11 protein-coding genes are annotated in these 14,001 nt (G+C 55.3%); 8 read left to right on the top strand and 3 right to left on the bottom strand.

The annotated features are described in order from the left end of the window. Nucleotides 1-15: 15 nt before the first annotated feature. From lacZ to AACU94_RS16215, 3 genes are all read right to left on the bottom strand, one after another. Nucleotides 16-3,090: a beta-galactosidase gene (gene lacZ, locus AACU94_RS16225; RefSeq protein ID WP_135489745.1), complete on the bottom strand. Its 3,075-nt coding sequence runs from the start codon at nucleotides 3,088-3,090 to the stop codon at nucleotides 16-18. 122 nt (nucleotides 3,091-3,212) lie between these two features. Continuing rightward, nucleotides 3,213-4,295 carry a DNA-binding transcriptional repressor LacI gene (gene lacI, locus AACU94_RS16220; RefSeq protein WP_130215356.1) on the bottom strand — a complete coding sequence of 361 codons (1,083 nt, stop codon included), beginning with the start codon at nucleotides 4,293-4,295 and terminating at the stop codon, nucleotides 3,213-3,215. A gap of 76 nt (nucleotides 4,296-4,371) precedes the next feature. Next, nucleotides 4,372-5,205, bottom strand: a complete 834-nt coding sequence (locus tag AACU94_RS16215; protein ID WP_240726497.1) for a DNA-binding transcriptional regulator — start codon at nucleotides 5,203-5,205, stop codon at nucleotides 4,372-4,374. 190 nt (nucleotides 5,206-5,395) lie between these two features. Here AACU94_RS16215 and AACU94_RS16210 point away from each other — a divergent pair, with 190 nt between their 5' ends. From AACU94_RS16210 to AACU94_RS16170, 8 genes are all read left to right on the top strand, one after another. Further along, on the top strand, nucleotides 5,396-7,060 hold the full coding sequence (locus AACU94_RS16210; protein ID WP_135489741.1) for a bifunctional 3-(3-hydroxy-phenyl)propionate/3-hydroxycinnamic acid hydroxylase: 1,665 nt from the start codon (nucleotides 5,396-5,398) through the stop codon (nucleotides 7,058-7,060). Nucleotide 7,061: 1 nt separating this feature from the next. After that, on the top strand, nucleotides 7,062-8,006 hold the full coding sequence (mhpB, locus tag AACU94_RS16205) for a 2,3-dihydroxyphenylpropionate/2,3-dihydroxicinnamic acid 1,2-dioxygenase (RefSeq protein ID WP_130215362.1): 945 nt from the start codon (nucleotides 7,062-7,064) through the stop codon (nucleotides 8,004-8,006). Between the two features lie 17 nt (nucleotides 8,007-8,023). After that, nucleotides 8,024-8,890, top strand: a complete 867-nt coding sequence (gene mhpC / locus AACU94_RS16200; protein ID WP_001492795.1) for a 2-hydroxy-6-oxonona-2,4-dienedioate hydrolase — start codon at nucleotides 8,024-8,026, stop codon at nucleotides 8,888-8,890. A gap of 9 nt (nucleotides 8,891-8,899) precedes the next feature. Beyond that, the gene (mhpD, locus tag AACU94_RS16195) at nucleotides 8,900-9,709 is read left to right on the top strand and encodes a 2-keto-4-pentenoate hydratase (protein WP_135486608.1); all 810 of its coding nucleotides are present in this window, start codon (nucleotides 8,900-8,902) and stop codon (nucleotides 9,707-9,709) included. Beyond that, on the top strand, nucleotides 9,706-10,656 hold the full coding sequence (gene mhpF, locus AACU94_RS16190) for an acetaldehyde dehydrogenase (RefSeq protein ID WP_135489739.1): 951 nt from the start codon (nucleotides 9,706-9,708) through the stop codon (nucleotides 10,654-10,656). Before mhpD ends, mhpF begins: the two co-directional genes overlap by 4 nt. Next, complete coding sequence (gene mhpE / locus AACU94_RS16185; RefSeq protein WP_001013507.1) at nucleotides 10,653-11,666, top strand: 4-hydroxy-2-oxovalerate aldolase; 1,014 nt, start codon at nucleotides 10,653-10,655, stop codon at nucleotides 11,664-11,666. Before mhpF ends, mhpE begins: the two co-directional genes overlap by 4 nt. A gap of 314 nt (nucleotides 11,667-11,980) precedes the next feature. Next, nucleotides 11,981-13,192, top strand: a complete 1,212-nt coding sequence (gene mhpT / locus AACU94_RS16175; RefSeq protein ID WP_135489737.1) for a 3-(3-hydroxy-phenyl)propionate transporter MhpT — start codon at nucleotides 11,981-11,983, stop codon at nucleotides 13,190-13,192. Between the two features lie 101 nt (nucleotides 13,193-13,293). Next, entirely contained in the window at nucleotides 13,294-13,833 is a 540-nt protein-coding gene (locus AACU94_RS16170; protein ID WP_130206149.1) for a DUF2058 domain-containing protein, read from the top strand. The last annotated feature ends 168 nt before the right edge of the window (nucleotides 13,834-14,001 follow it).

Below are 14,001 nucleotides of genomic sequence, written 5' to 3'. Positions count from 1 at the left end.
CCTGCCCGGTTATTATTATTTTTGGCACCAGATCAACTGGTAATGATAGCGACCTGCGCTCAGTTGAAATTCTGCCGACACTGACGGGCTCCAGGAGTCGTCGCCACCAATCCCCATATGGAAACCGTCGATATTCATCCATGTGCCTTCTTCCGCGTGCAGCAGATGGCGATGGCTGGTTTCCATCAGTTGTTGTTGGCTGTAGCGGCTGATGTTGAACTGGAAGTCGCCGCGCCACTGGTGTGAGCCATAATTCAATTCGCGCGTTCCACAGCGCAGACCGTTCTCGCTCGGGAAGACGTACGGCGTATACATTTCTGACAATGGCAGATCCCAGCGGTCAAAACAGGCCGCAGTAAGGCGGTCGGGATAGTTTTCTTGCGGTCCCAGTCCCAGCCAGTTAACCCGCTCTGCGACCTGCGCCAGCTGGCAGGTCAGGCCAATCCGCGCTGGATGAGGTGTATCGCTCGCTACTTCAACATCCACACTGACGACCATCTCACCGTGTCCATCGATACGGTAGGTTTTCCGGCTGATAAATAAGGTTTTCCCCTGATGCTGCCAGGCGTGGGCAGTCGTAATCAGCACCGCGTCGGCAAGTGTATCTGCCGTGCACTGCAACAACGCCGCTTCGGCCTGGTAATGGCCCGCCGCCTTCCAGCGTTCGACCCAGGCGTTAGGGTCAATGCGGGTCGCTTCACTCACGCCGATATCGTTATCCAGCGGCGCACGGGTGAACTGATCGCGCAGCGGCGTCAGCAGTTGTTTTTCATCGCCAATCCACATCTGTGAAAGAAAGCCTGACTGGCGGTTAAATTGCCAACGCTTATTACCCAGCTCGATGCAAAAATCCGTTTCGCTGGTGGTCAGATGCGGGATGGCGTGGGGCGCGGAGGGGAGTGCCACGCTGAGGTTTTCCGCCAGTCGCCATTGTTGCCAGGCGCTGATGTGTCCGGCTTCTGACCATGCGGTCGCGTTCGGTTGCACTACGTGAACCGTTAGCCAGAGTTGTCCGGCGCTCTCCGGCTGCGGTAGTTCAGGCAGTTCAATCACCTGTTTACCTTGTGGAGCGACATCCAGAGGCACTTCACCGCTTGCCAGCGGCTTGCCATCCAGCGCCACCATCCAGTGCAGGAGCTCGTTATCGCTATGACGGAACAGGTATTCGCTGGTCACTTCGATGGTTTGCCCGGATAAACGGAACTGGAAAAACTGCTGCTGGTGTTTTGCTTCTGTCAGCGCTGGATGCGGCGTGCGGTCGGCAAAGACCAGACCGTTCATGCAGAACTGGCGATCGTTTGGCGTATCGCCAAAATCACCGCCGTAAGCCGACCACGGATTACCGTTTTCATCATATTTAATCAGCGACTGATCCACCCAGTCCCAGACGAAGCCGCCCTGTAAACGGGGGTACTGACGAAACGCCTGCCAGTATTTAGCGAAGCCGCCAAGACTGTTACCCATCGCGTGGGCGTATTCGCAAAGGATCAGCGGGCGCGTCTCTCCAGGTAGCGAGAGCCATTTTTTGATGGACCATTTCGGCACAGCCGGGAAGGGCTGGTCTTCATCCACGCGCGCGTACATCGGGCAAATAATATCGGTTGCGGAGGTGTCGGCTCCGCCGCCTTCATACTGCACCGGGCGGGAAGGATCGACAGATTTTATCCAGCGATAGAGTGCGTCGTGATTAGCGCCGCGGCCTGATTCATTCCCCAGCGACCAGATGATCACACTCGGGTGATTACGATCGCGCTGCACCATTCGCGTTACGCGTTCGCTCATCGCGGGTAACCAGCGCGGATCATCAGTCAGACGATTCATTGGCACCATGCCGTGGGTTTCAATGTTGGCTTCATCCACCACATACAGGCCGTAGCGGTCGCACAGCGTGTACCACAGTGGATGGTTCGGATAATGCGAACAGCGCACGGCGTTAAAGTTGTTCTGCCTCATCAGCAGGATATCCTGCATCATCGTCTGCTCATCCATGACCTGACCATGCAGAGGATGATGCTCGTGACGGTTAACGCCGCGAATCAGCAACGGCTTGCCGTTCAGCAGCAGCAGGCCATTTTCAATCCGCACCTCGCGGAAACCGACATCGCAGGCTTCTGCTTCAATCAGCGTGCCGTCGGCGGTGTGCAGTTCAACCACCGCACGATAGAGATTCGGGATTTCGGCGCTCCACAGCGCCGGGTTTTCGACGTTCAGACGTAGGGTGACGCGATCGGCATAACCACCACGTTCATCGATAATTTCACCGTCGAAAGGCGCGGTGCCGCTGGCGACCTGCGTTTCACCCTGCCACAAAGAAACCGTCACCCGTAGCTCATCGCGCAACTCGCCGCACATCTGAACTTCAGCCTCCAGTACAGCGCGGCTGAAATCATCATTAAAGCGAGTGGCAACATGGAAATCGCTGATTTGTGTGGTCGGTTTGTGCAGCAACGAGACGTCACGGAAAATACCGCTCATTCGCCACATATCCTGATCTTCCAGATAACTACCGTCACTCCAGCGCAGCACCATAACGGCGAGGCGGTTTTCTCCGGCGTGTAAAAAGGCGCTCAGGTCAAATTCAGACGGCAAACGACTGTCCTGCCCGTAACCGACCCAGCGCCCGTTGCACCACAGATGAAACGCCGAGTTAACGCCATCAAAAATAATTCGCGTCTGGCCTTCCTGTAGCCAGCTTTCATCAACATTAAATGTGAGCGAGTAACAGCCAGTCGGATTTTCTGCGGGAACAAATGGCGGATTGACCGCAATGGGATAGGTCACGTTGGTGTAGATGGGCGCGTCGTAACCGTGCATCTGCCAGTTTGATGGCACTGATACGCAATCGGCATCAGGAAGATCGCACTCGAGCCAGCTTTCCGGCACCGCTTCTGGTGCCGGAAACCAGGCAAATTGCCACTCACCATTCAGGCTGCGCAACTGCCGGGAAGGGCGATCGGTGCGGGCCTCTTCGCTATTACGCCAGCTGGCGAAAGGGGGATGTGCCGCAAGGCGATTAAGTTGGGTAACGCCAGGGTTTTCCCAGTCACGACGTTGTAATACGACGGCCAGTGAATCCGTAATCATGGTCATAGCTGTATCCTGTGTGAAATTGTTATCCGCTCACAATTTCACACAACATACGAGCCTGACGCATAGAGTGTAAAGCCTTGGGGGCCTAATGAGTGAGCTGACTCACATTAATTGCGTTGCGCTCACTGTCCGCTTTCCAGACGGGAAATTTGCCTTGCCAGCTGCATTAATGAATCGGCCAACGCGCGGGGAGAGGCGGTTTGCGTATTGGGTGGCAGGGTGGTTTTTCTTTTCACCAGTGAGACGGGCAGTAGCTGATTTCCCTTCACCGCCTGCCCCTGAGAAAGTTGCAGCAAGCGGTCTACGCTGGTTTTCCCCAGCAGACGAAAATCCTGTTTGATGGTGGTTAACGGCGGGATATAACATGAGCTGTCTTCGGTATCGTCGTATCCCACTACCGAGATATCCGCGCCGACGCGCAGCCCGAACTCGGTAATGGCGCGCATTGCGCCCAACGCCATCTGATCGTTGGCAACCAGCATCGCGGTGGGAATGATCCCCTCATTCAGCATCTGCATGGTTTGTTGAAAACCGGACATGGCGCTCCAGTCGCCTTCCCGTTCTGCTATCGGCTGAATTTGATTGCGTGTGAGATATTTGTGCCAGCCCGCCAGACGCAGACGCGCCGAGACAGAACTTAATGGGCCCGCTAACAGCGCGATTTGCTGGTGACCTAATGCGACCAAATGCTCCACGCCAAGCCGCGTACCGTCTTCATGGGAAAAAATAATACTGTTGATGGGGGCCTGGTCGGAGACATCAAGGAATAACGCTGGCACGTTACCACAGGCGGCTTCCACCGCAATGGCATCTTGTTCATCCAGCGGATAGTTGATGATCAGACCGCTAACGCGTTGCGCGAGAAGGTTGTGTACCGCCGCTTTACAGGCATCGACGCCGCTTCGTTCTACCATCGACACCACCACGCTGGCACCCAGTTGGTCAGCGCGGGATTTAATCGCCGCGACAATTTGTGACGGCGCGTGCAGGGCCAGACTGGAGGTGGCAACGCCAATCAGCAACGACTGTTTGCCCGCCAGTTGTTGTGCCACGCGGTTGGGAATGTAATTCAGCTCCGCCATTGCCGCTTCCACTTTTTCCCGCGTTTTCGCAGAAACGTGGCTGGCCTGATTCACCACGCGGGAAACGGTCTGATAAGAGACTCCGGCATACTCTGCGACATCGTATAGCGTTACTGGTTTCACATTCACCACCCTGAATTCACTTTCTTCCGAATGCTATCATGCCATACCACGGAAGGTTTTTCGCCATTCGGCGGCGTTAACGCAAATGCACGCCACTTCGCCGTCCGGCCACCAGAATAGCCTGCGATTCAACACCTTCTTCAATCTGTTTTGCTACCCGTTGCAGCGCCGGAAGATGTTTTTCTGCCGCCTGTTCGATGGTCATTGCGCTCGCCATATACACCAGATTCAGGCAGCCAATCACCCGTTGTTCACTGCGCAGCGGTACGGCGATAGAGGCGATCTTCTCCTCCTGATCCCAGCCGCGGTAGTTCTGTCCGTAACCCTCTTTGCGCGCGCGCGCCAGAATGGCTTCCAGCTTTAACGGTTCCCGCGCCAGTTGATAGTCATCACCGGGGCGGGCGGCTAACATTTCGATTAACGCCTGGCGTTCTTTTTCCGGACAAAAGGCCAGCCAGGTCAGGCCCGAGGCGGTTTTCAGGAGCGGTAAACGCCGCCCGACCATTGCCCGGTGAAAGGATAATCGACTGAAACGGTGGGTGGTTTCGCGTACCACCATTGCATCAACATCCAGCGTGGACACATCTGTCGGCCATACCACTTCGCGCAACAGATCGCCCAGCAGCGGGGCCGCCAGTGCAGAAATCCACTGTTCGTCACGAAACCCTTCGCTTAATTGCCGCACTTTGATGGTCAGACGAAAACTGTCATCGGAGGTACTGCGCCGGACATATCCCTCTTCCAGTAACGTCTCCAGCAGTCGCCGCACAGTGGTGCGATGCAGACCGCTGAGTTCCGCCAGCAGCCCGACGCTGGCACCGCCGTCAAGTTTATTTAACATATTTAATAACATTAGACCGCGGGTTAATCCGCGCACGGTTTTGTATTCCGTCTGCTCATCGTTCTGCATATTAATTGACATTTCTATAGTTAAAACAACGTTGTGCACCTGGTGCACATTCGGGCATGTTTTGATTGTAGCCGAAAACACCCTTCCTATACTGAGCGAACAATAAAAAATCATTTACATGTTTTTAACAAAATAAGTTGCGCTGTACTGTGCGCGCAACGGCATTTTGTCCGAGTCGTGAGGTACTGAAATGGCAATACAACACCCTGACATCCAGCCTGCTGTTAACCATAGCGTTCAGGTAGCGATCGCTGGTGCCGGTCCGGTCGGGCTGATGATGGCGAACTATCTCGGCCAGATGGGCATTGACGTGCTGGTGGTGGAGAAACTCGATAAGTTGATCGACTACCCCCGTGCGATTGGTATTGATGACGAGGCGCTGCGCACCATGCAGTCGGTCGGCCTGGTCGATAATGTTCTGCCGCATACTACGCCGTGGCACGCGATGCGTTTTCTCACCCCGAAAGGCCGCTGTTTTGCTGATATTCAGCCAATGACCGATGAATTTGGCTGGCCGCGCCGTAACGCCTTTATTCAGCCGCAGGTCGATGCGGTGATGCTGGAAGGGTTGTCGCGTTTTCCGAATGTACGCTGCCTGTTTTCCCGCGAACTGGAGGCTTTCAGCCAGCAAGATGACGAAGTGACCTTGCACCTGAAAACGGCAAAAGGGCAGCGGGAAACGGTCAAAGCCCAATGGCTGGTGGCCTGTGATGGTGGGGCAAGTTTTGTCCGTCGCACCCTGAATGTGCCGTTTGAAGGTAAAACCGCGCCAAATCAGTGGATTGTGGTGGATATCGCCAACGATCCGTTAAGTACGCCGCACATCTATTTGTGTTGCGATCCGGTGCGCCCGTATGTTTCTGCCGCGCTACCTCATGCGGTACGTCGCTTTGAATTTATGGTGATGCCAGGAGAAACCGAGGAACAGCTGCGTGAGCCGCAAAATATGCGCAAGCTGTTAAGCAAAGTGCTGCCTAATCCGGACAATGTTGAATTGATTCGCCAGCGTGTCTACACCCACAACGCACGACTGGCGCAACGTTTTCGTATTGATCGCGTACTGCTGGCGGGCGATGCCGCGCACATCATGCCGGTGTGGCAGGGGCAGGGCTATAACAGTGGTATGCGCGACGCTTTTAATCTCGCCTGGAAACTGGCGTTGGTTATCCAGGGGAAAGCCCGTGATGCTCTGCTCGATACCTATCAACAAGAACGTCGCGATCACGCCAAAGCGATGATTGACCTGTCCGTGACGGCGGGCAACGTGCTGGCTCCGCCGAAACGCTGGCAGGGTACGTTACGTGACGGCGTTTCCTGGCTGCTGAATTATCTGCCGCCAGTAAAACGCTACTTCCTCGAAATGCGCTTCAAGCCGATGCCGCAATATTACGGCGGTGCGCTGGTGCGTGAGGGCGAAGCGAAGCACTCTCCGGTTGGCAAGATGTTTATTCAGCCGAAAGTCACGCTGGAAAACGGCGACGTGACGCTGCTCGATAACGCGATCGGCGCGAACTTCGCGGTAATTGGCTGGGGATGCAATCCTCTGTGGGGGATGAGCGACGAGCAAATCCAGCAGTGGCGCGCGTTGGGCACACGCTTCATTCAGGTGGTGCCGGAAGTGCAAATACATACCGCACAGGATAACCACGACGGCGTGCTACGCGTGGGGGATACGCAAGGTCGCCTGCGTAGCTGGTTTGCACAACACAATGCTTCGCTGGTGGTGATGCGCCCGGATCGCTTTGTTGCCGCCACCGCCATTCCGCAGACTCTGGGCAATACGCTGAATAAACTGGCGTCGGTGATGACGCTGACCCGCCCTGATGCCGACGTTTCTGTCGAAAAGGTAGCCTGATATGCACGCTTATCTTCACTGTCTTTCCCATTCGCCGCTGGTGGGGTATGTCGACCCGGCGCAAGAGGTACTCGATGAGGTCAATGGCGTGATTGCCAGTGCCCGCGAGCGTATTGCGGCTTTCTCCCCTGAACTGGTGGTGCTGTTTGCGCCAGATCACTACAACGGTTTTTTCTATGACGTGATGCCACCGTTCTGTTTAGGCGTTGGGGCGACGGCAATTGGTGATTTCGGCAGTGCAGCAGGAGAGCTGCCCGTGCCTGTGGAGCTGGCGGAGGCCTGTGCGCATGCCGTCATGAAGAGCGGGATCGATCTTGCCGTTTCTTACTGTATGCAGGTAGACCACGGGTTCGCCCAGCCGCTGGAGTTCCTGCTCGGCGGGCTGGATAAGGTGCCAGTTCTGCCTGTTTTCATCAACGGCGTCGCCACGCCTTTGCCTGGTTTCCAGCGTACCCGTTTGTTGGGTGAAGCCATTGGACGTTTCACCAGCACTCTCAATAAACGCGTGCTGTTCCTTGGGTCCGGTGGGCTTTCCCATCAGCCGCCGGTGCCAGAACTGGCGAAAGCCGATGCCCATATGCGCGACCGTTTGTTGGGGAGCGGGAAAGATTTACCCGCCAGTGAGCGTGAATTGCGTCAGCAACGGGTGATCAGCGCCGCTGAGAAGTTTGTTGAGGATCAGAGAACTCTGCATCCGCTCAACCCGATTTGGGATAACCAGTTCATGACTTTGCTGGAGCAGGGACGCATACAGGAACTGGATGCCGTCAGTAACGAAGAGCTTTCCGCCATTGCCGGAAAGTCGACACATGAAATCAAAACCTGGGTCGCCGCTTTTGCCGCTATTTCTGCGTTTGGCAACTGGCGTAGCGAAGGGCGTTATTACCGCCCAATCCCGGAGTGGATTGCCGGATTTGGCTCGTTAAGCGCCAGAACAGAGAACTGAATATGCAGGAGAAGATGATGAGTTATCAGCCACAAACCGAAGCCGCTACCAGCCGTTTTCTGAATGTAGAAGAAGCGGGTAAAACGCTGCGCATCCATTTTAATGACTGTGGACAAGGCGACGAAACCGTTGTCCTGCTGCACGGTTCCGGCCCGGGTGCTACTGGCTGGGCGAACTTCAGCCGCAATATCGATCCGCTGGTAGAGGCGGGCTATCGGGTGATCCTGTTGGATTGTCCGGGCTGGGGTAAGAGCGATGCGATCGTTAATAGTGGTTCGCGATCGGATCTTAATGCACGCATCCTGAAAAGCGTGGTGGATCAACTGGATATCGCCAAAATCCACTTGCTGGGCAACTCGATGGGCGGCCACAGTTCTGTGGCGTTCACTCTTAACTGGCCGGAGCGCGTCGGCAAACTGGTGCTGATGGGCGGCGGTACGGGCGGCATGAGTTTGTTTACGCCGATGCCAACCGAAGGTATTAAGCGACTGAATCAGCTTTATCGCCAGCCTACTATCGAAAACCTGAAGCTGATGATGGATATCTTCGTTTTTGATACCAGCGATTTGACCGACGCCCTGTTTGAAGCGCGCCTGAATAATATGCTGTCGCGTCGCGATCACCTGGAAAACTTCGTTAAGAGCCTGGAAGCCAATCCGAAACAGTTCCCGGATTTTGGCCCACGTCTGGCGGAAATCAAAGCACAAACCCTGATTGTCTGGGGGCGCAACGACCGTTTTGTGCCGATGGATGCGGGTCTGCGTCTGCTGTCCGGCATTGCCGGTTCTGAACTGCATATCTTCCGCGACTGTGGTCACTGGGCGCAGTGGGAACATGCCGATGCTTTCAATCAACTGGTGCTGAATTTCCTCGCACGCCCTTAAGGAATGGTCATGACGAAGCATACTCTTGAGCAACTGGCGGCGGATTTACGCCGCGCCGCAGAGCAGGGCGAAGCGATTGCGCCGCTGCGCGATCTGATTGGTATTGAAAACGCGAAAGCCGCCTACGCCATTCAGCGCATCAATGTGCAACATGGCGTCGCTCAGGGACGGCGAGTGGTGGGGCGCAAAGTGGGACTGACGCATCCGAAAGTGCAACAACAACTGGGCGTTGATCAACCGGATTTTGGGACGTTATTTGCCGACATGTGTTATGGCGATAATGAAACCATTCCTTTTTCCCGCGTCTTGCAACCCCGCATTGAAGCGGAGATCGCACTGGTTTTGAACCGCGATTTGCCCGCGACCGATACCACGTTTAACGAACTGTATAACGCCATTGAATGGGTACTTCCGGCGCTGGAAGTGGTGGGTAGCCGCATCCGCGACTGGTCGATTCAGTTTGTCGATACCGTGGCAGATAACGCCTCCTGCGGGGTGTATGTCATCGGCGGTCCGGCGCAACGTCTGGCGGGGTTAGATCTGAAAAACTGCGCCATGAAGATGACGCGTAATAACGAAGAGGTTTCCAGCGGGCGCGGCAGCGAATGCCTGGGGCATCCGCTTAATGCCGCTGTCTGGCTGGCACGCAAAATGGCCAGCCTGGGTCAACCGCTGCGCGCTGGAGATATCATTCTTACCGGGGCATTAGGCCCGATGGTGGCGGTGAATGCGGGCGATCGTTTTGAAGCCCATATTGAAGGCATAGGTTCAGTTGCTGCGACATTTTCAAGCGCAGCCCCAAAAGGAAGTCTGTCATGAGTAAGCGTAAAGTCGCCATTATCGGTTCTGGCAACATTGGCACCGATCTGATGATTAAAATTTTGCGTCAAGGTCAGCATCTGGAGATGGCGGTGATGGTCGGCATTGATCCTCAGTCCGACGGTCTGGCGCGTGCCAGACGTATGGGCGTCGCCACCACCCATGAAGGGGTGATCGGACTGATGAACATGCCTGAATTTGCTGATATCGACATTGTATTTGATGCGACCAGCGCGGGCGCGCATGTGAAAAACGATGCCGCTTTGCGCGAAGCGAAACCGGATATTCGCTTAATCGACCTGACGCCTGCTGCCATCGGCCCTTACTGTGTGCCGGTGGTTAACCTTGATGCGAATGTCGAACAACTGAACGTCAACATGGTCACCTGCGGCGGCCAGGCCACCATTCCAATGGTGGCGGCAATTTCACGCGTGGCGCGTGTTCATTACGCCGAAATTATCGCTTCTATCGCCAGTAAATCTGCCGGACCTGGCACACGTGCCAATATCGATGAATTTACGGAAACCACGTCGCGCGCCATTGAAGTGGTGGGCGGCGCGGCAAAAGGGAAGGCGATTATCGTACTTAACCCAGCAGAGCCACCGTTGATGATGCGTGACACGGTGTATGTATTGAGCGACGAAGCTTCACAAGATGATATCGAAGCCTCAATCAATGAAATGGCTGAGGCGGTGCAGGCTTACGTACCGGGATATCGCCTGAAACAGCGCGTGCAGTTTGAAGTTATCCCGCAGGATAAACCGGTTAATTTGCCGGGCGTGGGGCAGTTCTCCGGACTGAAAACGGCGGTCTGGCTGGAAGTCGAAGGCGCAGCGCATTATCTGCCTGCCTATGCGGGCAACCTCGACATTATGACTTCCAGTGCGCTGGCGACAGCGGAAAAAATGGCCCAGTCACTGGCGCGCAAGGCAGGAGAAGCGGCATGAACGGTAAAAAACTTTATATCTCGGACGTCACGTTGCGTGACGGTATGCACGCCATTCGTCATCAGTATTCGCTGGAAAACGTTCGCCAGATTGCCAAAGCACTGGATGATGCTCGCGTGGATTCGATTGAAGTGGCCCATGGCGACGGTTTGCAGGGTTCCAGCTTTAACTATGGTTTCGGCGCACATAGCGACCTTGAATGGATTGAAGCGGCGGCGGATGTGGTGAAGCACGCCAAAATCGCGACGTTGTTGCTGCCAGGCATCGGCACTATTCACGATCTGAAAAATGCCTGGCAGGCTGGCGCGCGGGTGGTTCGTGTGGCAACGCACTGTACCGAAGCTGATGTTTCCGCCCAGCATATTCAGTATGCCCGCGAGCTCGGAATGGACACCGTTGGTTTTCTGATGATGAGCCATATGACCACGCCGGAGAATCTCGCGAAGCAGGCAAAGCTGATGGAAGGCTACGGTGCGACCTGTATTTATGTGGTGGATTCTGGCGGTGCGATGAACATGAGCGATATCCGTGACCGTTTCCGCGCCCTGAAAGCAGTGCTGAAACCAGAAACGCAAACCGGCATGCACGCTCACCATAACCTGAGTCTTGGCGTGGCGAACTCTATTGCGGCGGTGGAAGAGGGCTGTGACCGAATCGACGCCAGTCTTGCGGGAATGGGGGCGGGCGCAGGTAACGCGCCGCTGGAAGTGTTTATTGCCGCCGCGGATAAACTGGGCTGGCAGCATGGGACCGATCTCTATGCGTTAATGGATGCTGCTGATGACCTGGTGCGTCCGTTGCAGGATCGTCCGGTACGAGTCGATCGCGAAACGCTTGCGCTGGGATACGCTGGTGTTTACTCCAGCTTTCTGCGTCACTGTGAAACAGCGGCGGCGCGTTATGGCTTAAGCGCGGTGGATATTCTCGTTGAGCTGGGCAAGCGCCGGATGGTTGGTGGTCAGGAGGATATGATTGTCGACGTGGCGCTGGATCTGCGCAACAACAAATAATGATGACTGCCGAGAACGTGCATTTTGTATGCCCATCCCAGGCATGATAAGACGCGCAAGCGTCGCATCAGGCATCTGTGCACGACTGCCGGATGCGGCGTAAACGCCTTATCCGGCCTACGGATGGCGCGGGAATTTGTAGGCCTGATAAGACGCGTCAGCGTCGCATCAGGCATGGTGCACGACTGCCGGATGCGGCGCAAACGCCTTATCCGGCCTACATTTCGCCTGCAGGCTGTCATTAAATGGTTCTGATTACGCGGCTGGCAATGTATCAGCCGCGATTCACCTGCACTCACAACGAGGTTCATCTTATGTCGACTCGTACCCCTTCATCATCTTCATCCCGCCTGATGCTGACCATCGGGCTTTGTTTTTTGGTCGCCCTGATGGAAGGGCTGGATCTTCAGGCGGCTGGCATTGCGGCGGGTGGCATCGCCCAGGCTTTCGCACTCGATAAAATGCAAATGGGCTGGATATTCAGCGCCGGAATACTCGGTTTGCTACCCGGCGCGCTGGTTGGCGGAATGCTGGCGGACCGTTATGGTCGTAAGCGTATCTTGATTAGCTCAGTTGCGCTGTTTGGTTTGTTCTCGCTGACAACGGCTATTGCCTGGGATTTCCCATCACTGGTCTTTGCACGGCTGATGACCGGTGTCGGACTGGGGGCGGCGTTGCCGAATCTTATCGCCCTGACGTCTGAAGCCGCGGGTCCACGTTTTCGTGGGACGGCAGTGAGCCTGATGTATTGCGGTGTCCCCATTGGCGCGGCGCTGGCGGCGACGCTGGGTTTCGCGGGGGCAAACTTAGCCTGGCAAACGGTGTTTTGGGTCGGTGGTGTGGTGCCGTTGATTCTGGTGCCGCTATTAATGCGCTGGCTGCCGGAGTCGGCGGTTTTCGCTGGCGAAAAACAGGCTGCGCCACCACTGCGTGCGTTATTTGCGCCAGAAACGGCCACCGCGACGCTGCTGCTGTGGTTGTGTTATTTCTTCACTCTGCTGGTGGTCTACATGTTGATCAACTGGCTGCCGCTGCTTTTGGTGGAGCAAGGATTCCAGCCATCGCAGGCGGCTGGGGTGATGTTTGCACTGCAAATGGGGGCGGCGAGCGGGACGTTAATGTTGGGTGCATTGATGGATAAGCTGCGTCCAGTAACCATGTCGCTACTGATTTATAGCGGCATGTTAGCTTCGCTACTGGCACTGGGAACGGTGTCGTCATTTAACGGTATGTTGCTGGCGGGATTTGTCGCGGGGTTATTTGCGACAGGTGGGCAAAGCGTTTTATATGCCCTGGCACCGTTGTTTTACAGTTCGCAGATCCGCGCAACAGGTGTGGGAACAGCCGTGGCGGTAGGGCGTCTGGGGGCTATGAGCGGTCCGTTGCTGGCCGGGAAAATGCTGGCATTAGGCACTGGCACGGTTGGCGTAATGGCCGCTTCTGCACCGGGTATTCTTGCTGCTGGGTTGGCGGTGTTTATTTTGATGAGTCGGAAATCAAGAATGCAGCCGTGTGCTGATGCCTGACGTGCCTTATCAAGCAGGGGCGAAAGGGACTTGCCCCCAATACACCTACGGCGTTTACAGGTATACTCGCTAAAAATTATTCAGCGGGTTTGGAAACAAAGATGGCAAAACTTACCTTACAAGAGCAGTTGCTCAAAGCAGGATTAGTCACCAGCAAAAAAGCGGCGAAGGTCGAGAGAACGGCGAAAAAATCGCGCGTTCAGGCGCGTGAAGCTCGGGCGGCGGTAGAAGAAAATAAAAAGGCACAGCTTGAGCGTGATAAACAGCTTAGCGAGCAACAAAAACAAGCGGCGTTGGCGAAAGAATATAAAGCCCAGGTGAAGCAGCTTATTGAAATGAACCGAATCACCATTGCCAATGGCGATATTGGTTTTAACTTTACCGATGGTAATCTGATTAAGAAGATTTTTGTTGATAAGCTCACACAGGCGCAGTTGATTAATGGTCGTCTGGCGATTGCTCGCTTGTTGGCCGATAACAATAGCGAAGGTGAATACGCCATTATTCCCGCCAGCGTTGCCGATAAAATTGCTCAGCGTGATGCCAGTAGTATTGTGTTGCATAGTGCACTCAGCGCCGAAGAGCAGAATGAAGATGATCCGTATGCCGACTTCAAAGTGCCTGATGATTTGATGTGGTAAACATGGATAAGCCGTGCACAGATGCCTGATGCGACGCTTTGCGCGTCTTATCAGGCCTACGATTTATGGGCGAAATTTAGGCCGGATAAGGCGTTCACGCCGCATCCGGCAGGTGTGCGCCATGCCTGATGCGACGCTTTGCGCGTCTTATCAGGCCTACGGTATATG

Origin of the sequence: Escherichia sp. E4702, from assembly GCF_963883545.1 — a bacterium.
GTDB lineage: Bacteria > Pseudomonadota > Gammaproteobacteria > Enterobacterales > Enterobacteriaceae > Escherichia.
Note: the sequence above shows the minus strand (reverse complement) of the source record. Positions and strands in the feature narration are given on the sequence as shown.